This window comes from Shewanella sp. c952, from assembly GCF_019654975.1.
Lineage (GTDB): Bacteria > Pseudomonadota > Gammaproteobacteria > Enterobacterales > Shewanellaceae > Shewanella.
On the sequence record NZ_BPEW01000004.1, the window covers coordinates 47,304 to 71,673 of the forward strand.

The 24,370-nt window shown below is 41.4% G+C and carries 18 protein-coding genes and 1 tRNA gene; 4 read left to right on the forward strand and 15 right to left on the reverse strand.

The annotated features are described in order from the left end of the window. The first annotated feature begins 67 nt into the window (after positions 1-67). Positions 68-982, forward strand: a complete 915-nt coding sequence (yvcK, locus tag K5R16_RS04640) for a uridine diphosphate-N-acetylglucosamine-binding protein YvcK (protein ID WP_220736377.1) — start codon at positions 68-70, stop codon at positions 980-982. 40 nt (positions 983-1,022) lie between these two features. On the opposite strand, the gene K5R16_RS04645 is transcribed toward yvcK, so the two are convergent. The 7 genes from K5R16_RS04645 to lrp all read right to left on the reverse strand — a co-directional run bounded on the left by K5R16_RS04645 (position 1,023) and on the right by lrp (position 9,388). Beyond that, on the reverse strand, positions 1,023-2,216 hold the full coding sequence (locus K5R16_RS04645; protein ID WP_220736378.1) for an amino acid aminotransferase: 1,194 nt from the start codon (positions 2,214-2,216) through the stop codon (positions 1,023-1,025). Positions 2,217-2,472: 256 nt separating this feature from the next. Beyond that, positions 2,473-3,759 (reverse strand): serine--tRNA ligase, encoded by a 1,287-nt coding sequence (serS, locus tag K5R16_RS04650; RefSeq protein ID WP_220736379.1) that lies wholly within the window; start codon positions 3,757-3,759, stop codon positions 2,473-2,475. 18 nt (positions 3,760-3,777) lie between these two features. Then, a complete protein-coding gene (gene crcB / locus K5R16_RS04655; protein WP_020912683.1) occupies positions 3,778-4,152 on the reverse strand; it encodes a fluoride efflux transporter CrcB in 375 nt (124 codons plus the stop codon). Beyond that, positions 4,145-5,476 carry a replication-associated recombination protein A gene (locus tag K5R16_RS04660; RefSeq protein WP_220736380.1) on the reverse strand — a complete coding sequence of 444 codons (1,332 nt, stop codon included), beginning with the start codon at positions 5,474-5,476 and terminating at the stop codon, positions 4,145-4,147. Before K5R16_RS04660 ends, crcB begins: the two co-directional genes overlap by 8 nt. A 9-nt stretch (positions 5,477-5,485) precedes the next feature. Continuing rightward, positions 5,486-6,112 carry an outer membrane lipoprotein chaperone LolA gene (gene lolA / locus K5R16_RS04665; protein ID WP_220736381.1) on the reverse strand — a complete coding sequence of 209 codons (627 nt, stop codon included), beginning with the start codon at positions 6,110-6,112 and terminating at the stop codon, positions 5,486-5,488. Positions 6,113-6,201: 89 nt separating this feature from the next. Next, positions 6,202-8,691, reverse strand: coding sequence for a DNA translocase FtsK (locus K5R16_RS04670; protein ID WP_220736382.1), 2,490 nt, complete (start codon positions 8,689-8,691; stop codon positions 6,202-6,204). A gap of 193 nt (positions 8,692-8,884) precedes the next feature. Further along, positions 8,885-9,388, reverse strand: coding sequence for a leucine-responsive transcriptional regulator Lrp (gene lrp, locus K5R16_RS04675; protein WP_220736383.1), 504 nt, complete (start codon positions 9,386-9,388; stop codon positions 8,885-8,887). A gap of 180 nt (positions 9,389-9,568) precedes the next feature. On the opposite strand from lrp, the gene ald reads away from it, so the two are divergent. Beyond that, entirely contained in the window at positions 9,569-10,684 is a 1,116-nt protein-coding gene (ald, locus tag K5R16_RS04680; protein ID WP_220736384.1) for an alanine dehydrogenase, read from the forward strand. Positions 10,685-10,749: 65 nt separating this feature from the next. Here the strand turns inward: ald and K5R16_RS04685 are convergent, their stop codons facing one another. The 4 genes from K5R16_RS04685 to K5R16_RS04700 form a co-directional block, all read right to left on the reverse strand. Next, positions 10,750-11,430: a response regulator transcription factor gene (locus K5R16_RS04685; protein ID WP_220736385.1), complete on the reverse strand. Its 681-nt coding sequence runs from the start codon at positions 11,428-11,430 to the stop codon at positions 10,750-10,752. A 167-nt stretch (positions 11,431-11,597) separates the two neighbouring features. Continuing rightward, entirely contained in the window at positions 11,598-13,370 is a 1,773-nt protein-coding gene (locus K5R16_RS04690; protein ID WP_220736386.1) for a DUF885 domain-containing protein, read from the reverse strand. Positions 13,371-13,535: 165 nt separating this feature from the next. Next, positions 13,536-15,470: an ATP-dependent DNA helicase RecQ gene (locus K5R16_RS04695; protein WP_220736387.1), complete on the reverse strand. Its 1,935-nt coding sequence runs from the start codon at positions 15,468-15,470 to the stop codon at positions 13,536-13,538. A gap of 32 nt (positions 15,471-15,502) precedes the next feature. Beyond that, a complete protein-coding gene (locus K5R16_RS04700; protein ID WP_220736388.1) occupies positions 15,503-16,363 on the reverse strand; it encodes an endonuclease/exonuclease/phosphatase family protein in 861 nt (286 codons plus the stop codon). A gap of 164 nt (positions 16,364-16,527) precedes the next feature. On the opposite strand from K5R16_RS04700, the gene cls reads away from it, so the two are divergent. Both cls and K5R16_RS04710 read left to right on the forward strand, forming a co-directional pair. Next, on the forward strand, positions 16,528-17,985 hold the full coding sequence (cls, locus tag K5R16_RS04705; RefSeq protein ID WP_220736389.1) for a cardiolipin synthase: 1,458 nt from the start codon (positions 16,528-16,530) through the stop codon (positions 17,983-17,985). Between the two features lie 54 nt (positions 17,986-18,039). Continuing rightward, a complete protein-coding gene (locus tag K5R16_RS04710; protein WP_220736390.1) occupies positions 18,040-18,672 on the forward strand; it encodes a sulfotransferase in 633 nt (210 codons plus the stop codon). 46 nt (positions 18,673-18,718) lie between these two features. On the opposite strand, the gene K5R16_RS04715 is transcribed toward K5R16_RS04710, so the two are convergent. The 4 genes from K5R16_RS04715 to K5R16_RS04730 form a co-directional block, all read right to left on the reverse strand. Continuing rightward, a tRNA-Ser gene (locus K5R16_RS04715) sits at positions 18,719-18,808 on the reverse strand. Between the two features lie 166 nt (positions 18,809-18,974). After that, a complete protein-coding gene (locus tag K5R16_RS04720; RefSeq protein WP_220736391.1) occupies positions 18,975-20,969 on the reverse strand; it encodes a methyl-accepting chemotaxis protein in 1,995 nt (664 codons plus the stop codon). 184 nt (positions 20,970-21,153) lie between these two features. Then, positions 21,154-22,221: a quinolinate synthase NadA gene (nadA, locus tag K5R16_RS04725; protein WP_220736392.1), complete on the reverse strand. Its 1,068-nt coding sequence runs from the start codon at positions 22,219-22,221 to the stop codon at positions 21,154-21,156. 590 nt (positions 22,222-22,811) lie between these two features. Then, a complete protein-coding gene (locus K5R16_RS04730) occupies positions 22,812-24,362 on the reverse strand; it encodes a dihydrolipoyllysine-residue acetyltransferase (protein WP_220736393.1) in 1,551 nt (516 codons plus the stop codon). Positions 24,363-24,370 lie beyond the last annotated feature (8 nt).

The following is a 24,370-nucleotide window of genomic DNA, read 5'->3' on the forward strand; positions in this document are numbered from 1 at the left end:
ATTCTGTTTAAGTCGTTATAATGCCAATAAGAAATAAAATACCTGGGTATTCAGGAAGGAGACCCTAATGAAGAACAATGCTCTCAATCAATATCAACATGTTGTCGCCATCGGTGGCGGCCATGGTTTAGGACGCGTGTTATCAACACTGTCATTTCTTGGTCCTAAATTAACAGGGATTGTCGCTACTACGGATAATGGCGGTTCAACAGGTAGATTGCGCGCCGAAAAAGACTGTATTGCTTGGGGCGATCTGCGTAACTGTCTTACTCAACTGTCTAAAAAGCCATCAGTTGGTTCATTGATGTTTGAGTACCGCTTTAACGGAGAAAGCGAGCTTAATGGTCATAATCTTGGCAATTTGATGCTGACAGCATTAGATGAACTTTGCGTTAGGCCTCTTGAAGCTATCAATTTAGTACGCCAATTTCTAAATATTAAAACACGTTTAATTCCAATGTCAGAAGAGCCCACCCACCTTGTCGCTATGGAAGCGTGTGGACGCAGTGTTTTTGGCGAAATCAATGTCGATAAAATGCAAGATACCCCAATTGCCTTATCGCTTGATCCTTTAGTTCAAGCAACCTGTGAAGCTTGTGAAGCAATAAGGGAAGCTGACATTATTATACTTGGTCCTGGTAGCTTCCTTACTAGCATTATGCCACCTTTGCTTCTCCCTAAAATAGCCAAGGCTCTAGCTGAATCAAATGCTGAAGTGATATTAATCGATAACTTAACCGAAGAGCCGTCACCTATTGCTAATTGCGGTTTAGAGCAAAAACTTGACTGGTGTCATCAGGTGCTGGGACTTAAGATTGTAGATAAAGTATTACGACACGCTGATACGCCATCTCAAGATGGTTATATCAGCTACTTCCCGCTAAGAAGTAGCCATCATCGCGGTTTACATGACAAAAGAGCCTTAGCGACAGCATTAGCACAAATGATGCCGGATAAACTTTCTCAGCTAAAAAGCTCATAAAAAAAGGACCCTAGGGTCCTTTTTTGTCAACTACTAATCTCTATATAACAGCAGCAATAGCCTTACAGATGATTGGCATGTTTGTTTTAGTCATTCCAGCTACACTAATGCGCCCAGAACCGACAATATAAACGCCAAATTCATTTTTCAATCGGGACACTTGGTCTTTGTTCAATCCAGAAAAACTGAACATACCATTTTGAGTAGAAATAAAACTAAAGTCCTGGCTTACGCCACTCTCTTTTAGAGATCTAACAAATAGCGCGCGCATCTCAGCGATACGTTCTCTCATCTCTTGTAACTCTTGTAGCCACATTTGCTTTAACACATCATCTTCTAAAATGGTGCTAACAATCAGTGCACCATGTGCAGGAGGATTAGAATATGAGGCACGAATAGTACTTTTGATCTGGCTAAACGCATTAACGGCTTCAGCGTCATTTCCAGCAACAACTGTAATTGCGCCTATACGTTCATTGTAAAGACCGAAGTTCTTTGAAAATGAGTTAGCAACTATTAATTCAGGCACAATACTGGCGACGATACGTAGACCTTCTGCATCTTCTTCTACACCAGCGCCAAAGCCTTGGTATGCAAAATCGAATAGCGGTACTAATGATTTACTTAAACAAAGCTCTGCTATTTGCTGCCATTGTTGTTTATTTAAATCAATACCTGTTGGGTTATGACAACAGCCATGCAATAACACCAGGTCGCCCTCTTTCGCGCCCGCTAAGTCAGCTATCATGGCATCAAAGTCTAAACCATGAGTCTCGGCCTTATAATAACCGTATGACTGAGTTTTTAAGCCCGCGGTATTAAAAATATTATGGTGATTAGCCCATGTTGGGTTACTTACCCAAATAGTATCAGCTTTAGTATGGCGAACTAAAAACTCTGCTGCTACTCGAAGAGAACCTGTTCCCCCTGGTGCTTGGGCAGTTAACGCGCGAGCATTGTTAACGACAGTATGATCAGCTCCAAATAGCAAGGTTTGCACGGCGCGGTTATAAGCTTGAACACCTTCCATGCCTAAATAACTCTTGCTCATTTCAGTTGCTAGTAACTTTTTTTCCGCTGATTTAACCGCTTTCAGAATAGGAGTTTTTCCAGATTCATCTTTATAAATCCCAACGCCTAAGTTTACTTTCTCCTCACGCGGATCGGCTTTGAATGCATCGGTAAGACCTAGAATTGGATCGGCTGGGGCAAGTTCAACCTGGGAAAATATCATGACTGCTTTCCTAAATAGAGATTTGTAGGGGGGTTCGGCTGTAGTTATACCACTGAAGTCGCTAGGTAGAAAGTGAGTTTTGTTGACTAAAAACAAATTTTATCTAAATACCTATGAATAGCGAATTAGCGACCAATATTTTTGGACTAAATGTAAAAATACTGCAAAATTATTAAATTTTACATAATAGGATCTTGTTAGATTTGAGATATAAAAAAGCCTCTACAGGGTAGAGGCTTTTTTGATGGCTAAAATTCTAACCTATTTTTTCTAAACCACCCATGTAACCACGCAATACTTCAGGTACTGTAATAGAGCCATCTTCATTTTGATAGTTTTCAAGAACAGCGACTAAAGTTCGGCCTACAGCAAGGCCTGAACCATTTAATGTATGAAGCAAGCTTGGCTTCTTAGCAGATTTAGCTTTATAACGCGCTTGCATACGTCGAGATTGGAAGTCCTGCATATTACTACATGAAGAGATCTCTCTGAATGTATCTTGGGCTGGAAGCCAAACTTCAATATCAAACGTTTTAGCCGCACCAAAGCCCATATCTCCAGTACACAGTACTACCGTGCGATATGGTAAGCCTAGCTTCTGCAAAACAGTTTCTGCATGGCCTGTTAACTCTTCGAGTGCTTGCATAGAGTTTTCAGGCTTAACTAGCTGGACTAGTTCTACTTTATCAAACTGGTGTTGGCGAATAAGCCCACGAGTATCACGGCCATAAGAGCCCGCTTCGCTGCGGAAACATGGCGTGTGCGCTGTCATCATGACAGGCAAGTCAGCTTCATCAATAATAGAATCTCGGGCGATATTCGTCAGTGGTACTTCAGCCGTTGGGATCAAGCTTAACCCTTGCCCTTCTTCTGTGGCTGGTTTGGTATGGAATAAATCTTCACCAAACTTTGGAAGCTGTCCTGTGCCTAGTAAACTATCTTCATTTACCAAAAGTGGGACATAAGCTTCGGTATAACCATGCTCTGTCGTATGAAGGTCTAACATAAATTGCGCGAGAGCACGGTGCATGCGTGCAACTTGGCCTTTCATAATAATAAATCGAGTACCGGTAAGTTTTACTGCGCTTTTAAAATCAAGCCCACCGAGAGTTTCGCCAAGTTCAACGTGGTCTTTAACTTCAAAGTTAAACTCTTTAGGTGTACCCCAACGACGAATTTCAACATTCTCTGACTCATCAGCACCAATAGGCGCTGACTCATCGGGTAAATTAGGTACACTCATAGCGATAGCATTAAGCTCATCCAAAAGTGCTGCCAACTCAACTTTTTTAGCATCGAGTTCAGCCCCTAACGTGCCAACCTTTGCCATTATTGGTGCAACATCTTCACCTTTAGCTTTTGCTTGCCCGATAGATTTAGAGATCGCATTACGGGATGCTTGTAACTCTTCAGTGCTGACTTGCAGCGACTTACGCTTCTCTTCTAACTTACCTAAACGATCGACATCTAAAATAAAACCACGAGTGGCTAGACGTTCAGCGGTTACTTCTAATTCATTACGCAAAAATTTTGGATCTAACATGTCTTATTATCTTAATAGTTAATAACGAGAAAATACCAATTGCTGCCCTAAATAGACGACGAATATGCACACGCCGACATTGACAACAACATTCAAAATCGCTTTGACCAAATAACCTTCCTGCATTAACAACAGTGACTCATTGGAAAAAGTAGAAAACGTAGTAAGGGCACCTAACATACCCACACCAATAAATGCTTTTATTTCAGGGCTCACTTCACTGACTTGTCCAAGAGCGTAAACCACGCCCATTAAGAATGAACCCAAAATATTGACCATTAGTGTACCAAAAGGGAAACCACTACCAAATACCTGAAGCATCAATATTGAGATAAGATAGCGTAAAACTGCACCGATAGATCCACCTAGCGCAACAAAAAGGACATTATTCATATCTTTTCACCTTACTTTTAAGATTTAGCTCGGCTAAATTTGCCAGTTTCTCTTTTATACGTTTTTCAAATCCACGCTCTGTTGGGAAGTAAAATTGACTTCCAGCGATAGATTTTGGCAAATATACTTCACCATCAGCATAGGCATTAGGTTCATCGTGAGCGTAGCGATAACCTTCACCATAACCAATGTCTTGCATCAGTTTAGTTGGTGCATTGCGTAAATGCTCAGGCACACTTTCACTCGCAGTCTCTCTTGCTAACTGACGAGCTGCTTTAAAGGCTGTGTAAACAGCATTGCTCTTTGGTGCACTGGCTAAATATAGTACAGCTTGTGCTATCGCTCGCTCACCTTCTGAGGGCCCTACTCTGTGAAAACATTCCCATGCATTCACCGCTACAGTCATTGCATTCGGGTCAGCATTCCCTATATCTTCCGACGCAATGGCTAATAAACGTCTACCGATATAAAGAGGGTCGCAGCCACCCTCAAGCATTCGACAATACCAATATAGTGCGGCATCAGGATCTGAGCCTCGTATTGATTTGTGGACTGCTGAAATCAGGTCGTAATACTGATCCCCATTTTTATCAAAACCTGCAAGTTGTTGTCCTGCAACCTGAACAATCATCTCTTCGGTAAAAACTTCGCCATCTTTGAGCATGTCACTAATAAGCTCAATAAGGTTAAGTGCTTTACGGGCGTCACCATCACACACTTTAGCTAATTTTATAGCCACATCTGGCGGTAAAATCAGCTTACGTTTGCCTAAGCCTCGCTCTTCATCTAGCAAAGCTTGCTGAGTTATCTGACAGATCTCTTCGATAGTGAGCTGTTTGATAAGATAAACTCGCGCACGAGATAACAAAGCATTGTTTATTTCGAATGAAGGGTTTTCAGTCGTCGCACCGATAAAGATCACTGTGCCATCTTCAATAAATGGCAAAAAAGCATCTTGTTGACTCTTGTTAAATCGATGTACCTCATCGACAAAAAGCAACGTTCGTTGGCCTCTTGATTGAGCCACGCTTTTGGCGTGTTCAATAGCACTGCGGATCTCTTTAACGCCAGAGGTTACGGCAGAAATCCGCTCAACGTGGGCATTAGCGTAACTGGCAACAAGTTCTGCTAACGTAGTTTTTCCTGTACCTGGTGGCCCCCAGAACATCATAGAATGAGCTCTACCGGCTTCTAAAGCTTGCCTTAATGGCTGCCCTTCCGCCAATAAATGCTGTTGCCCTATATATTGTGATAATGTTTCTGGGCGCATTCTTGCCGCAAGCGGCCGAAAATCTGGAGCGAAATCAAAACTAAAGCTGCTCACAAAATACTCTTAATTAGGTGACTTTAAACGTTGGTCATCAATATCAACGTCTTCAGGAACGACAAATTTAAACAAATCATTCTCACTTTCATCCAGTTTAGTCTGTTCAGAAAGCAAGAAGTTACTGGTATTACCCTGCTGATCTTTTAACACCATTTGCGTTAAGGTTGTTTCATTAAAGCAAACTTCAACTTCTGATACACCTGCTTCTTTATCAATTGGACTAATTGCAAAGCATTGTTCGGTATTAGTCACTTGGTACTGCGCCCAAGTTTCAGCATCATCATGCACCAGTAAAGCGATAGGAGATGCACTGATGGCTTGGTTCATATCCATCACAGACACCTCTTCGTTAAATGGGTTATAGATCCATACATCAGTACCATCGGCAACAATCAAAGATTCATCAGGGGCAGTTAGGTGCCAGTAAAATTGGTTTGGTTGGGCAAGTGCAAAAACACCTTCGCCAGTCTGAATGACTTTATCGTTTATATCTGTAACAGTCTGGCTGAAATTGGCCTTTAAGTTATCTATTTCGGTAAGCTTAACTTTTAACTGCTCTGACGCATCTGCTTGAGCTGAAAAATGGGTTAAAAGAGGCAAGCTCACAATCGCTATAGCAATCAGTTTATTCATATCTATTTTCTCCGGGTTGGCAATTTACCAACACTGATTTTGACTTTGCAATTTGTTCTACCGACCACAGCATCATTATATATCACGCTTTAGTCAAAGACTTTAGGCGGTGGCGGCGCTAATACTTCTCGATTACCGTTATGTCCTTGGGCACTTACCACGCCTTGAAGTTCCATCTGTTCAATAATCCTAGCAGCGCGGTTATAACCTATTTTGAATTTGCGTTGTACGCTTGAAATCGAGCCTCGACGAGTTTGCGTGACAAACGCGACCGCTTCGTCATAAAGCGCATCAGTATCTTCGTCAGATTCACTCGCTTCACCAGGGAGCAGAACCTGCTCACCTTCTGCAGAGCCTTGAAGAATATCTTCAATATACTGAGGCTTTCCACGAGCATGCCAATCGGCAACAACTTTATGCACTTCATGGTCGTCAATAAATGCTCCATGAACACGACTAGGAACACTGGTACCTGGAGGCAGATAAAGCATATCGCCCATACCCAGTAATGTCTCTGCGCCCTGCTGGTCAAGAATTGTTCGAGAGTCAATTCGTGATGATACTTGGAATGCCATACGAGTCGGGATGTTAGCTTTAATCAAACCGGTAATGACATCTACTGATGGTCTTTGTGTTGCAAGTATCAAATGTATGCCAGCGGCTCGTGCTTTTTGTGCAATTCGGGCAATCAATTCTTCAACTTTTTTACCGACTATCATCATCATGTCGGCAAACTCATCAACGACAACCACAATAGAAGGAAGCTTATCTAGCTCAGGAGCTTCAGGCTCCATACTGTCAGAGGACTTCCAAAGAGGGTCAACAATGGGCTCTCCAGCTTCTTTTGCCAGCTTGATTTTAGCGTTATAACCTTTCAAGTTACGAACACCTAATGCTGACATCAGTTTATAACGGCGTTCCATTTCACCGACACACCAACGCAGTGAGTTAGCCGCTTCTTTCATATCGGTAACAACTTCACATAAAAGATGTGGGATCCCTTCATAGACTGAAAGTTCCAACATCTTAGGATCAATCATAATGAACCGTACATCGTCAGGTCCTGATTTATACAATAAGCTGGTGATCATTACGTTCACACCGACTGACTTACCCGAGCCTGTTGTACCAGCAACTAATAGATGTGGCATTTTTCCTAAATCAACAATAACAGGCTTACCGCCAATATCTGCGCCCAACACCATGCTCAAATGGGATGGGTTATCTCTGAACTCTTTGCAATCGAGTACATCGCGCATAAATACTGTTTCACGAAATTTATTCGGTAGCTCCAACCCGACATAAGCTTTACCAGGGATAACTTCTACTACTCGAACATTCTCAGCAAGTAAGGAGCGTGCTAAGTCTTTCGATAAGTTAGTAATTTTTGACGCTTTGACCCCAGGTGCTAGCTCAAGCTCAAAGCGGGTGATGACAGGACCAGGATATACGCCAACAACTTTGGCGGTAATATTAAAATCAGCAAGCTTAACTTCAACCAGCTTACCGACCTGTTCTAACTCTTCTTGGCTAATTGGATTACTTTGACGGTTGGGCACATCGAGTAAAGAGATACTTGGCAGCGGTTCCATCGGTGCTGACATAGCTTGCTCTTCTTGACCTGGAAGAATAACGATACCGTCAACAATCTTTGCTTTATCATCTTTAATACGCTTGCTGGCATTTACAGCACCGGTAGATTCTTTTGAATCAAAATCAATTGTTTCGAGTTCGTCTTTATTTTCAGTAACCCAAGGCGCCTGTATTGTCGGTTCTTGCGCCGGCTCAGATTTAGTCAATTGCGGTTCTATACGAGAAAGTTCATTGGTCGCAACTTGTTCGCTTGCAGCTTCAAACTGCTCATCGTCTTGATGTAGTTCTTCTTCCGCTTGCTCTCTACTGCGTTTTTCTCGAAAGCGTTCAACGACCGATAAGAAACCGCGAGTGTCTTCGGTCTCTACTTTCTCCGGTGTGAGTCTAGCGGGTAGCTCTCTTAGTGATTTCAAGCACCACAAGGTAGCAAACCCAGTCATGTCGATAACAGTTAACCAGCTGATACCAGTAAGCAAGGTAAAGCCCGCGCCAACGAAACACAATAAAAGTAAGGTTGTTCCCAACTGGTTGAAATACGGCAGCATAGCCTGGCCAATAACATCGCCTGCTACCCCGCCAGCAGAAAATTCATATAAACCACTGGCATTCATGCTTCCTAGAGCCGCCAAGCTAAACACAATCAGTAAAAATCCGATTAGCCGAAGCCCTACCGAAAAGTAATCTATTTCGAGTAATTTATGGGTTCGTTTAAATAACAACCAACCTGTTAGCGCAATAATGACGGGAATGATATAAGCGGTGTAACCGAAGATATAAAACAGCACATCAGCCAACCATGCACCGACGGCACCGGTTAGATTTTGTATGTCACCATCAAAATTCGATTGACTCCAGCCGGGGTCAGATGCACTAAAACTGCTCAATGCGATAAGTATATAAGTTGCAATCATGCAACAAATGATCAGACTACCTTCTAATAGTCGCTGTACGCCAGAAAGGGTTTTTACACTATTTGCCTTAGACAATCGCAAACCTATATTAAAAAAGACGATAATGTCAGTAAGATACCAGAAATGAGTTTGTTTTGCAGCGTTTGGGACGACACTCGGCAAGTGAATAATTATTCACACGAATACTTTGCATCATTTTGTATCAATTGTATTTTGTATAAAAAAAGAGGGTCGACTGACCCCCTTCTTGTACGATAAAACAACGAAATTACATTTCGGAGGTGATATTAATAGCCACTCGATTTGTCTGTTTAACCTCTTCCATCACGACATATGTACGTGTATCAGAGACAGAAGGCAGTTTAAGTAAGGTTTCCCCTAATAAACGTCTATAGGCAGACATATCAGAAACACGAGTTTTCAATAAGTAGTCGAAATCGCCTGAAACTAAATGACATTCCTGAATATCATCAAGTAGTTGCACAGCATTATTAAACTTATCAAATACTTCAGCTGTATCTCGGTTTAGCGTAATTTCAACAAACACAAGTAGAGATGCACCCAAATAATGGGGATTAACTAATGCTGTATATCCTTTGATATACCCTTGTTTTTCAAGTCTTTTAACTCTTTCTAAACAAGGAGTGGGACTCAGCCCTACACGCTTCGATAGTTCGACATTTGAAATCCGGCCATCAATTTGTAACTCGTTGAGTATATTTCGATCTATACGATCTAAGTCTTTTATAGGACTCTTTTTATTATTAACCATATTTTTAACCTTGAATTGCATCTATAACCAAATTAATCACTGTGTTTAGATAAACTTCAGCAGCATAAACTACCGAAGGAATACTATACTAGATTTCCCTGAAACATTCACGTTCAGGCTATTCAAAATAACAATTACACCCATAGAAAATGGGTTTTTATGCGAAATTGAGGCTCAAAGATGATTATTGGTGTTCCAAAAGAAATCAAAAACCACGAATATCGTGTAGGCATGGTACCTTCTAGTGTTCGTGAATTGACTCTACGTGGTCATGAGGTTTTTATTGAAACAAATGCTGGCTCTGGCATTGGTTTTTCAGACGAAGATTACATAAATGTAGGTGCTAAAATCCTAGCTACCGCTGCTGAAGTTTTTGCACAATCTGAAATGATTGTAAAAGTGAAAGAGCCTCAAGCCGTAGAACGCGCGATGTTAAGAGAAGATCAACTTCTATTTACCTACCTACATTTGGCACCAGACTTACCACAAACAGAAGATCTTGTTAAAAGTGGTTCTGTTTGTATCGCTTATGAAACCGTTACCGATGACCGCGGTACGCTACCACTGCTTGCGCCAATGTCAGAAGTCGCTGGCCGTATGTCAATTCAAGCTGGCGCTATGGCACTTGAAAAATCAATGGGCGGACGCGGCATGCTACTTGGTGGCGTTCCAGGTGTTGAGCCAGCAAAAGTCGTCATTATTGGTGGCGGTATGGTTGGAACAAATGCAGCTCAAATGGCAGTAGGCCTTGGTGCAGACGTTGTAATCCTTGATCGTAGTATTGATGCGCTACGTCGCCTTAATGCACAGTTCGATAATAAAGTTAAAGCAATCTATTCTACTGCTGATGCAATCGAAAAGCATGTGCTTGAAGCGGATCTAGTCATTGGTGGTGTATTAGTTCCTGGTGCAGCGGCACCTAAGCTGGTTACTAAGGAACATATTGCAGCAATGAAGCCTGGCTCTGCAATTGTAGACGTTGCTATTGACCAAGGTGGCTGTATTGAAACGTCACATGCAACTACACACCAAGATCCAACGTATATCGTCGACGAAGTGGTTCACTATTGTGTGGCTAACATGCCAGGCGCAGTCGCTCGCACTTCAACATTTGCGCTAAACAATGCAACGTTGCCTTACATTATCAAGTTGGCACAGCTCGGTTACCGCGAAGCACTACTGCAAGATAAGCACCTGTTAAACGGCTTGAACGTTATGCATGGTAAGATCACTTGCGCTGAAGTTGCTGAAGCACTAAATCTTGAGTTTGTAGACCCGACTATCTTACTAAAGTAGTCAATCAAGATTAGAAATTAAAAAAGGGAGCTAATTGCTCCCTTTTTTTTGATTCAAAGACTAAGTTACTGTTCTGCAAAGCTGTAGCCTTTACCTCTTACAGTGTTAATTAAAGATTTAGGTAACTGAGTCGCTGCGAGTTTTCTTCGTGTATTACTAATGTGCATATCAAGATTTCGGTCAAATTGACCTAATTCCTTCTGTAATACCCTAAGTTGCAGTTCGTCTTTAGCAACCACATTTCCCTTACGTTCAAATAGGTATTTAAACAACTTAAACTCAGTTTGAGTAAAACAAACTTCTTTGGCGGATATTGAGACACTGTAACTACTGTCATTAAATAAGACATCCATCGCTAATTCATCATTGAGATGGTTTTCATTTCTAACTAAAGCAATCCTGCGCTTAATCGCATTTATTCTTACTAACAGCTCTCGTTGGCTAAACGGTTTACTCAGGAAATCATCGGCACCTAATTCAAATACATTAACTCGATCTTGTTCTGTGTTTAACGATGAAACAACAATGACTGGCGTTTTATCTTGGCGAAGTTTGAGCATTTCAATGCCATCTAATGTTGGCATATTTAAATCTAAGATGATGACATCCATCGACGAGCACTTTAACTTATCAAGCGCTTCAAAGCCGTTTGAGGCTAGCGACACAACGTAACCCTCAGCTTCTAAACAACTCTTTAATAGGCTTTGTAAAACAAGATCATCATCAACAACGAGTACATTTTTCATTTCAACGAATCTAAATGCGAACAATTATCATTGAGATTACATTAACTGAAGTTAATTAGCTAGTACAAATTCTTTGCTTACTTCACATAAATTCAATAACCGCTGATAAAAAAGCCAGTAACGTTTAATTACTGGCTTAAAAGCAAAAATGTAGTCTAATTAAACTGCTATTTTGCGAGCATGAGCTCCCTAATATACTTAACGGGAGCACTACCGTAACTCAAGAACTCTTCATGGAATGCTTTAAGGTCAAAGTTATCCCCTTTCAACGCTTTATACTCTTCTCTAAAATCATATATTTCACGATAACCAGAGTAATAACTGGTTAATTGGACTTGGCTTAATGTTGCTCGACGCCATTTACCTTGGGCCTCTGCTTGTTGCTGGAAGGCTTCATTCATCATTAAGTCTAGCGCTTGATCTTCGGTCATACCATTAACTTGAATACTGTAGTCAAGAATAGTGTTACAGATAACGCGCAAATTCCATTTGTAATACATCAACCACATTTCTGGCTCAAAGTTACCATAGCCTTCTTCCAGCATCATGCGTTCAGTATACACAGCCCAACCTTCCACCATTGCACCGTTACCAAATAAACTTTTAATCAAGCTTGGAGATTCATTTGAATAGACTAGTTGTGTGTAATGGCCAGGTATAGCTTCATGAATATTGAGTACTTGTAATATCCAATGGTTATACTCTCTGAGGTAACTCTCAGCAGACTCTTCACTCATCCCATCGAGTGGAGTAACGTTGTAGTAAGTATTGCCTGATTTTTCATAAGGCCCTGGAGCACTGATCGACGCTCCAGCATAACCGCGCATGTATGCGGGTGTCTCACGCACAACTAGTGGCTTATTTGGATCAAGAGTGACGAGTTGCTTTTCATTAACAAAAGCGATTAACTCAGGGATTTGTGCTCTTACTTCATCGACAAAGTCATCGCGTTTGACATGCTTAGCAGATAATTTATCGATCAGCTGTTTAATCGCAACTTTGCTATCTGTCGGCATGTCCGTATCGAAATAGTTCGGCCATAACTTTTCAGTTATTTTACTCATTTCTGCTTGGACGCGACTTTTATCCGCAAGCGCCTTTTTGTATAACGCCTTTCCACTCATCCCTGCTTGTATGTCAAAGGCAAACTTCTGCTCATACAGCTCTTCTCCAATCCTAAAGCTACGCGCCCCCTGCTGACTTAACTTGGTTTCAAGCGTCTTTAGCCAATCTATATGTTCTTTGACAGCGATAGTGACTTTGTTGAAACGCGTTACAAACTGAGCTTTTTGAGCGTTTGTTAAATTGGAGGCTATGACTTTGTCTAATAAATCATTGTTAAATACAGAAAAGGCGCCTTCGTTTTGCATTATCGCAAGTTGAGTATGCTCAAGAGTTGGGTTGTTTATGTTTTCTCTAGCTGCAGCATAATAAGCGGGGACATTCTCCATTCTTGACAATACTGAAATGAGACGCTCATCCAGTGGGGCGAAATCTTCATTAATGATTTGAGCAAAGCCACCAGATACGTTGTAGCTAGATGGGTTCCATTGCCATGACTTAAATGTCTCTATATTCCAGCGCATTTCGCCAATGAGGTTTTCAATTAAGCGGTAATCAGTAACTAGACCGGCTGGTAAGCTTGCTTTGTCAAAACCGGCTAATAAAGCCGATTGTTTGTTTACAAAGTTTAAGCTTGCTTGACGAGATTGCTCATTTGGGACTTTAAGTACTCCATCATATTTATGGAAACCGCTGTACAAAGCCCAAGTCGGTGACTCAACCCATAAATCGTCAATGAATTGTTGACTAAATTGCTGGAAGTTCAAGCTTTGTTCAGTCAACTCTATTGAGCTAGCTTCTACCGCAGTTTGGCTTTGACAAGCTGTGAGGCTTCCAATTGATAATGCGATAGCAAGTGTAAGCGCAGATTTTTTCATCAATATTCCCTTAATTATTATTGCTCACGATCTGTGTCGCGATAAATTCGAAGTAAGTAAAGCATGTTCTAAAATGTTTTACATTAACAAACTCTTTTCTGAAAGTTTTCGTTACACATAATGCATAAGTAGATGCGTTTAATGCATAAGCTAATTAAGTCGACACTACTTTTCTTTATGCTGTTTGACCCAATTGAGTACATCTTTGAAACGATAATGTTCAAATTTGGCAAACCCGTAAGTTTGCCTCATCTTTAGCTTGGTAAATAGTGGTGTAGTTAGGCCGCAGAAAAATCGGGTGAGTAAAACAGCAGAGTAATTTGTTTTAAGCTTTGAAATGGCATCAGCACTGATGGCATCAAAATCATAAGTATCGATCTGTTGCAGTTTTTTTTGTTCAGGCAACTGAGCGACCTGGCCTAAGCAAACTGAGCAACTGCCGCAAGCAGCAACAGCATTAGGGTCTGAAAAATACTGTGCTAATTGCAGACTTAGGCACTGGTTACTGCCAAAAAAAGCGACTAGAAAGTTAATTCGATCTATTTCGCTCACCTCTTTAGTCGTGAACTGCTTAAAGAGACTTTCGGCTAAGCCTTGTACTTGCAACTTGCCCTGGTCGACGTCGTATACTTGGGTAAGCTGTTTACTCTGTAATTCAATCAGCTGTTTTTGATCCAAGTAGTCTAATGCCTTAATCGCTCTTCCTCTGCTGTTAGGAAAAAAGGTTTCGAGTTGATTAAGGTCAGCGGTATGCCATATTTTTGCTTTCACTGAAGTATCAATAATGGCATTAATAAATTGTTGCCTTTCGGGATCAAACTTGCTCATAAGCATTGCTAAAGTAGTCTGTAGTTTGTACTTATACTCTGCAAAATAACTATATTTTGGTTTAATAACGCCCTGCATCTCGAGATAAACAAGTAAGGTCTTTAAACTCAACGGCCTAATATTCGATGCGCTAGAAAGTTGATTTAACATTAACTCCCATTGGGTGCTTTGTTGAGTTTGTACTTTAATCTGCTCAATAACACTACAAATAGCGCTTAGCTCTGGAGTGTCTCCGTAGACAAAATTTTCTAACACATTCAAGTTATCTTTATTTGCTAACACTAAACATTCTGAGTCACTGCCATCCCGACCCGCCCTTCCTATCTCCTGAGCATAATTTTCTATTGATTTAGGAAGATCATAATGCACCACAAAACGAATATCGCTTTTGTCTATACCCATGCCAAAGGCAATAGTAGCGACAATAATTGGCACTTCACCCGCCATAAACTGAGTTTGAATGGCTTTACGTTGTTCGCTGTCCATTCCCGCGTGGTAGGCTAATACACTAAACCCTTCCCTTTGAAGATAATTAGCAACCGTTTCAGCACTTTTTTGCAGCGTAACATAAATAATACCGCTTACTTGCTGCCTAACCTTTAGCCAATTTTTAAGGTAATCCATCTTATTGGCTTCAGCTATTCCTATCGCATTGAGGTGCAGATTAGGCCTATAGAACCCAGTTAAGGTAATGCAATTAACATCAATGGCAAATTTACTGCTCATATCCTCAATAACTTTAGATGTAGCGGTTGCTGTGAGCAATAATACTTGTGGAATATTAAGTTCTTTTTGGTAACTAGGTAGTTTCAAATAATCAGGTCTAAAATTATGCCCCCATTCTGAAATACAATGCGCTTCATCAATGACTAACAAAGATATTGCTATTTCTCCGATGAAACGACGAAAGCGCTCATTATTAAGCCGCTCAACGGAGATCATCAACACCTTTATGCTGCCATTAGCAACGCCATCAAGCACTGACGCAGCTTGCTCTGGAGTTTGAGTCGAATCGATTGAGGCTGCTGAAATACCACGGGCCTTTAGAAACGCTAATTGGTCTTGCATTAACGCGAGTAACGGAGACACGACTAATGTTAAATGAGGCAGCACTGTTGCTGGTAATTGATAGCAAAGTGACTTCCCTGATCCGGTGGGAAATATTGCTGCTGCGCCTAGCCCATTAAGTACATTACTAACGACTTGTTCTTGACCCTCTCTAAATGTGTTGAACCCGAAATACTGTTTAAGTAATGCGTGAGCATTGTGCATGCTTTATCCTATCGCTGTTTGCTGGTGTTGAATTACTGAGGGATTGCTTTTATCAATCGAAAGTAAGCTTTTAGTGGGTTGTGATCTGAGCTATCGGTAACGATAGACTCCGCTTTCACAAGTTCTAAGCCTCTGTAAAAGATATGGTCAGGTGTTTTACCGAAAAACTGGGTTCTAGAGTCAACGCTAGGTATGGCCTCTGTTAATCCGGCAGTATTAGCGATAGTTGAAACATATTCATTGCGGCTATCACTCCATGTATTAAGGTCTCCCGCCAGTATGATAGGCCCTGAATGCACTTTCATCGCCTCAGTCACTACATTCAATTGAGCACGGTACTCATCAAGACCAAAAGCAAAATTAATACTATGAACATTGACGACTAATAACTGACTATTGTCTGACAAATCATAATAGGAGACTAATAGTGACTTAGGATAATGGATCAGTGGCTCTTCATACCGAAAAGAGCAGACACTTGAGGGATAACCTTTAGAAAGGTTCATCACTCCAACAGGTTCGTCTGCAAATAGAAAGGCTTTTGCCATGACCCAGTCCTCAGACTGTTCATCTACCAATGCCTTAAATTCGTCGGAAGCACTGACTTCCTGTAGCAGTAACAGATCCGTTCGCTCTGTTAACTGTTTTAGCACATTTTGCCAGCCACTATTTTTTTGCTTATGAATATTCCAGATAGCAATATCTAGATTACCGTGTCTATCGAGCGACTCTATTGGCTTGTTGGTAATGCATTGAACAGCATCAGTGCTATTTGAATCGTTGGACAATAATGTATCTTGCTGCGGAATTACTGTACTTTGGTACACATAAAGGGCTACCAATGTTGCTATCAATAGCGAAAATAATATCAGTTTACGGAGAATTCTAAACATGGTGATGTATTCAACTTCTAATTTAGATTTACAGTAATCTTTTCATTATAATAGCTTTTACTCTCATGTGGCAGAAACATTAGCGGTATCCATCTACACGTTGACCATAATGAATGTAAATCCATATATCTATTTCCACAAAGGCCTATATTATCAAAGAGAATATGTACCAATTTTATCAACTGCTGACCATCGCTGGCGTATTTGTATATTGGTTAGTCATTGCAGGGATCACAGTCAGGGTCGTCGTAAAAAGGCGCGCTATTGGCGTGTCTCTAGCCTGGTTAATGATAATATATATCGTCCCATTAGGCGGTGCATTTGCCTATCTTTTATTTGGTGAGTTAAATTTAGGTAAAAAGCGTGCAGAGCGTGCACAGTCTATGTTCACGCCTTACGAGAAATGGTTCTCTAATCTTTATAAAGTACGCCAATACGCGCCCCATGTATCAAGCCTATATGGCCAATCCATCAGTGCCATCTGTGAGAAACAGATAGGTATCCCTGCACTTGCTGATAACCAGCTCACGCTGCTAAACCAAACGAGTGAAATCTTAGATAAGTTAATTGAAGATATCGATCAGGCTAAAGAATCTATCCATCTAGAGTTTTACATATGGCAGCCAGGAGGAAAAGCCGATGAGGTAGCGCAAGCATTGATTAACGCCTCAGCAAGAGGGATCAACGTTAAGTTGTTATTGGATGCTGCTGGAAGTCGAATGTTCTTCAAAAGCCATTGGCCTAAAACACTGCGGAAATCTTCAGTTATCGTTGTTAAAGCACTCGAGGTTTCGCCGTTAAGAATGTTCTTCCGCCGACTGGATTTGCGACTGCACAGAAAAATTGTGGTAATCGACAACACCATTGCTTATACAGGCTCGATGAACCTCGTTGACCCAAAGTATTTTAATCAAGATGCTGGTGTCGGTGAGTGGATCGATGTAATGGTTCGGATCACGGGGACTACTGTGCCGGTCCTAAACAGTATTCATGCATGGGATTGGGAAGTTGAAACCAACGACCGTACTTTGCCTGAACTGCCGGAATGTTTACCCCACAAAGAACATGAAATAACAGATTTGGTGCAAGTGATCCCTTCAGGACCAGGCATGCGAGAAGAAATTATTCATCAGGTCTTATTACAAAGTATCTATCAAGCGCAACAGAGTATCGTCATCACTACGCCCTATTTCGTCCCCAGCGAAAACCTGCAACTAGCACTCGTGATAGCAGCGCAGAGAGGGGTACAAGTTGATATTATCGTACCTGATAAAAATGACTCAACCATGGTTGAATGGGCAAGTCGTGCGTTTTTCACACAACTCCTTGATGCTGGTGTTAATATCCACCGCTTTACTGGCGGCTTATTACATACAAAGTCGGTAGTGATCGATGAAAACCATTGTTTAATCGGTACCGTTAACCTCGATATGCGTAGCTTATGGCTAAATTTTGAAGTCACATTAGCAGTGGATAACCTTAGCTTTACGCAAGATCTGCAAAAGGTTCAACAAAGCTACCTGTCAGATTCAATCAAAATTTGCCCCGAGCAGTGGGCCAAAAGATCGCTTGCTAACCGGATAGCTGAACGCACTTTTTATCTATTTAGTCCTCTATTGTAATGTCAAAACTACAGTAACTACCCATTAAGTTCACATAGTTGTTGGTTTAAAAACATGAATAAACTATTTATCATAGGTCTTCCACGAACCGGAACAACCAGTATTAGCGTAGCGCTATTAGACTATGGTTTTAACGTCGCTCACACTGCTTATACAAAAAGAGCCTTTGAATTAGCTGACGTTGTCTCTGACTCACCCTGCTTTTGTGATTATCGGCAATTGGACACGTTATTCCCTGGCTCCAAATTTGTATATTTAGAGAGAGAGCTATCTCTGTGGGTGCCATCTATGCAGATGTTAATTAATAAAATGGCAGCGAGTTTAGATATGAAAACGGGAGTTTTTAATCCAGTACTAAAGCGTACCTTTAATGAAACCTTTAAATTATCTGCTACGACTACACCCGATAACCAACAGCACCTAATACAGTGTTATCAGCAGCACAAATTAGCCGTTCATTCATATTTTGAAGGGCGAGATGATTTGTTAAGCATTGACGTCAGTGAAGCTAATAGCTTGAGCGAGTTATTGGCCTTCATAGGTGTCAGTAATGATGAAGCATTGAATTTCCCACACTTGAATATAGGTAAGAAAGTCGCTTGCTGGAAAGAGTATAAGCACCCAAATAAAGTAAACTCAAATGCGGCGGGTATAGAGCAACGAAAATTCTTTAATTACGTTTCTTAAAATAGCAAAAAGCCCGTTATCTTTCGATAACGGGCTTTTCAGTATATGGCGGTGAGCGAGAGATTCGAACTCTCGTTAGGGATAAACCTAAACACACTTTCCAGGCGTGCGCCTTCAGCCACTCAGCCAGCTCACCAATTGATTATTTTTATGTGTTTAATCATCACAATAGCTGGAAGCACTTATGCTGCCAACGGAGCGCTACTTTACGCAAAAGCCTTATGTGCGTCAAGCGTATTTGTGACTAGTTCAAGTGTTTGCATACTTGATAGCCAAATTCCGACTAAGCGTACAAAATTACATCAAGAAAGCGTAAACTGATTGACCTGTTTCGCCACATCATTTGAGCCATTTACTAACTCATTAGTGAGAACCTGTAGCTCATCAGCAATTGCATGAGTCTGCACATAAATCTCACTTATTTTCAATGCATTCTGGTTTACTTCTTCTGCCACAGCGCTTTGCTCATGTGTCGCAGCAGCTATCTGTTCATTCATGCTGTCGATAACTCCAACATGATTTACAATTTTTTTAAGCTCAGCGCTCACCTTTTCAGCCTCTGCAACACTATCTCCAGCCTGTTTTGTGCCTCGGTCCATCGCATTAACCGCAACATTAGCGCCAGAACTTAAGCGCTCAGTCATCTCTTTGATATCGCCGGTTGCAGTTTGCGCTCGTTGAGCTAGGCTTCTTACTTCATCAGCCACTACCGCAAATCCACGCCCCATTTCACCAGCTCGAGCAGCTTCAATAGCTGCATTCAGAGCTAAAAGATTGGTTTGTTCCGCAATACCACTAATCACATCAGACACTGCAACAATACCTTGAATGTCTTGCTCTAACGCTTGTAGCGCAGTTGCTGAGTCATTGATTTCACTTGCTAATAAACTTATAGCGACACTCGAACGATCTACCTCTTCATTTCCCTCTTGCGCTTCAAGGTTAGCTTCTGTTGAAGCGTTTGAAGCATTTTCGGCATTCTCTGCAATTTCTGCAACAGTCGCACTCATCTCTGTCATTGCTGATGCGACCTGTTCCGCTTCGCTATGCCCTAGTTGTACATCACTTTTTAGCTGTGTAGAGTGCTGCTCCAACTTTTCAATCGCCTGAAATAAGACGTTGGAGTTGTTTTTAACGTGTGCAATCACCTTCTCAAAGTCATTCATCATTCCGTTAAAAGCGTTTGCTAAGACACCAAACTCGTCATCGCTGTGTTGAACAATTCTGACACTCAAATCAAAATTCTCTCTTGCAAGAGTCATACTGCGTTGGATGTTTGCCACACTGCTGTGAATAAAGCGTATCACTGACATCGATACGAAAATAACCAAACTTGCTACCAAGAGTAATACCGTTAACGTTATATATAGGTTTTTAGTTGCTACATTAAGCCTTAACTTAGTCACTGCAATTAACTCTTTAGATAGACGTTGTTCAAACTGGCTTAATAGTTCTATTCGTTTTGTCGAAGTCTGAAACCAGAGTTCCGGTTGCTGCTGCTGCAACGTCTGCGGGTCTTGGGCAAAGCCAATCGTTCTGTACTCTGCAACCTCTTTGAATGCCTGATTGTTCATTATCCGCTGGTAATCTGAATAATTTTGCGGGTCTGTTAACGCTAAGAAACGTTCTTGATACGCTTCTTGCTCCGATACTAGAGTCACAAAATGGCGATAAGCACCTGCTTTAAAGGTGTCATTACCAAAAGTTGAGCTGAGTACTGCTCTTTCAATACCTGCGCGCTCCTTCATCTGCAAGTAAGCAGAAAATGCAGCAGCCTTAATTGCTATTTGCTGATTAGCGCCTTGCTTAGCAGTAAGATCAACAATACTTAGCAACTCTTTATTTAACTCGGTATAGAAAGCAACTTCATCAGCAACACTAATAGACAGGGCTTGTACCTGTCTTCTTACATCAGGGATTTGCTCGATAAGCGCGTTAGCTCTGCGGATCTCAGTGATAAACTCATTTGGCAATGTATTACTTTCTAGAAACAACTTAAAAGTGCGAATAAGTTCATCGGAATCTCGTTGCTGCGCAGGCAACTTTATTTGAAAAGCCTGACCTTTAGAGCCTATAAAACCGGCACTCATACCGCGCTCTTTTTGGATTTCATGCACCAAACTGCTATTAGCGGCCGCGAGTTCACTCAAAACTAATACTTGATCTAACTGGTTAGTTAGCTTGTATTGTTCATGGGCATAAAGAGCGCCGAAAACAATGGATGCAAATAAAGAAGGTGCGATAACAATGAAAAATTTATATTTTAACGAAAGGTTGCCGAGCCAATTCCATTTCATTCGTGAGCCTTTAAATTGTTAAATCAAATTAGTGGCTAGGATAAACTATACAGGCATGAGGTAAACAGTCGTTTGATAAAATTTACATAAAAAAAGCCTGCTATTGCAGGCTTTTTAATCACCACTGAATACAGTGTGATCTAGATCAATAAATATTAATTATTGTGACATAACTTAACAATTGTTAAGCATTGCCTTTGACCTTCATATTCAGCTCTTTTGCGAAATCTAACATACGATCTAGCGGCTTTAACGCGTCCAGCCTCAGCTTTTCATCAACAAATATTTCATGCTGCTGCTGTACACCAATCTCTAATGAACTTTCTATGGCTTTTAGACCGTTCATCGCCATCCACGGGCAATGTGCACAGCTTTTGCACGTTGCGCCATTACCACCTGTCGGCGCTTCAATCAGCACCTTATTAGGCGCTGCTTGCTGCATTTTATAGAAAATGCCTCTGTCAGTAGCAACAATGAACTTATCATTATCCATTGTCTGAGCGGCTTTAATCAATTGACTAGTAGAACCGACGGCATCAGCTAGCTCAACCACACTCGCTGGAGATTCAGGGTGAACCAAAACAGCAGCCGTTGGATGTTGTTTCTTCAGTTCGATTAATGCTTTGGCTTTGAACTCGTCATGTACAATACATTCGCCTTGCCACATCAGCATCTCTGCGCCAGTTTCTTTGGCGATATAGCTACCTAAATGACGGTCTGGACCCCAGATTATCTTCTTATCTTCGCTATCAAGATGCTCAACAATCTCGAGCGCAATACTAGATGTAACCACCCAATCTGCACGCGCTTTAACTGCAGCTGAGGTATTGGCATAAACAACGACGGTATGTTCTGGGTGTGCATCACAAAACTCGCTGAAGGTTTCGATTGGGCACCCGATATCTAACGAACAAGTAGCATCCAATGTTGGCATCAAGACTGTTTTTTCTGGACTTAGAATTTTTGAAGTCTCACCCATAAATTTAACACCAGCGACGATAAGTGTTTTTGCTGGGTGATCTCGTCCAAAGCGAGCCATCTCTAATGAGTCTGAAACACAACCGCCCGTTTCTTCAGCAAGCGCTTGAATTTCAGGGTCGGTATAGTAATGAGCGACCAGTACCGCATTACGCTCTTTAAGCAGCTGCTTTATACGCTCTTTTGATTGCTCCTTTTCTATATCAGATAAAGGCATAGGTTTAGGCGGGAATGGGTAGTCAATAGTTTCAATACTTGGGACGAACGCGCTCATACAACAACCAAAGGCAATAACAGATTAGCGGAATTATACGGAATAGTTCACAAATTGAAAACTCTTTATCCTTATTCTATTTGTCTATTATCCCAATAAGACTAAGAAGCTGATTGACTTAGACTGAGCATTGGCGAGCTAATTTACGGATGACAAATAACACCATGGTGGCTTCATTAACACACTGTACAACCCAGATGTGTCCAGTCTAAACATGCCTAACATGCCTAACAGGCGAATTTTAGCGGCTCAGAGCTGTGGTAATAAGGTTGAATCTAATTTCACTATTTTTTCACACATTGCAAACCACATGGCCAAGCATGTTCCTGACATACTTAAGGCATTCTCTCCATCTCTCGAGGTCAAATGTGGTGAATGTCATTAATGCACGATTATATGGATATAGGAGGTAGAGTATCGCAGGAGCAGTTACCGAGGAGTATCTAATGACATAACCTAAAAACCGCTTAACAGTCGCTGAGCAATAAAATATTCAGCTGATTAGGGTTAGGATTAGGATTGCCTTTAAGCAGATATAAAAAAGGTGCTTTTATAAGCACCTTTTAAACGTTCAACAAACACCATCATTGTTACTGCATTGCCAGTAGCATCTCTTGAGGTTGCTCAAGATAAAGTTTCCACAAATTACAGAAACGAGCTATGGTGCCGCCATCTATCACTCGGTGATCGCCTGACCAGCTTACCTGCATGATCTTACGCGCTTCCACTTCTCCAGCAGCATTAAATCTTGGCAATACCTGTAACTTACCAAGCGCTACAATGGCAACTTCTGGTTTATTAATGATAGGTGTTGCTACCGTACCGCCTAAGGCTCCAATATTTGAAATTGAAATACTGCCGCCTTTAAGGTCGCTTGGCGATACACGCCCGCTTCGAGCAGCTGTTGTTAAACGGGTGATATCTGCAGCAATCTCTAGAATAGTTTTATCTTGTACGTCTTTTACATTCGGTACTAATAATCCCACTTTAGAATCAACTGCCATCCCTATGTTATGGCTACTGAGGAATGTTTGTTCACTACAGTCAGCATTCACTTGACTATTCATATCAGGGAATTGAGCAAGGGCTAGCGACATTGATTTCATGAAGAATGGCATCATAGTGAGTTTTAACTCATCAGTTGAATACTTTTTCTTCATGCTTTCACGCAGCGCTACCAACTCTGTCAGGTCAAACTCTTCACAATAGGTGAAATGTGGAATGGTAGACACTGACTCGGTCATCATTCTTGCCATTACAGCGCGTACACCTTTAATTGGCTCAACGCGATCTGCAGTAACAACATTTGGCTTACCGGTAGACGTCGACGAAGCAGCTTGCTGTTGTTGGCTTGGAACAGCAATTGGTGACTGATGACGCTCTATATCTTCTTTAAATACACGGCCATTTTTACCAGTACCTTTAACCGATGCGATATCAATATCAAGAGTACGGGCTAAACGGCGCACTGCAGGGCTTGCAAGCGCTTTACCTTGTGAAGCCGGCTCTACATTCAGGCTCACTGGCTTGTTATCCAATTCAGCAGTTGTTGTATTCTCTGCTGGTGCAACAGTAGCGGTTTGTGATTCAACTTCAATCGAAAACAACGGTGCATGCACTTTTGATAACTGGCCTTTACGGTAATGCAGCTTAGCGATTTTACCGTTTTTAATTGCAGGTATTTGAACCAACGCTTTATCTGTCATGACATCTGCAATTGGCTGATCTTCAACCACGGTGTCGCCTTCGTTTACTAGCCATTCAACCAGTTCACACTCGACAATTCCTTCACCAATATCAGGTAACAAAAACTCTTCAATCGTGACCCCAGTTGGTGCATCTGCAACAGCTTGGCTGATTTCAGACTGCTCACTGACCTCTTCGGTCATTAGTGGATCTGAACCACCAACGTCAACCGAGTATAAAGGTTGATGAACTATTGCAATTTCACCTTTAGCATAATGCAATTTTGCTATAGTCCCGGCGTAAGGCGCAGGAATTTGAACCAGTGCTTTATCTGTCATGACGTCAGCAATCGGCTGATCTTCAGTGACAACATCACCCTCTTGCACTAACCACTCAACGAGTTCGCATTCAACTACGCCTTCACCGATATCAGGCAGAATAAATTCTTTAATCATGGCGAGCT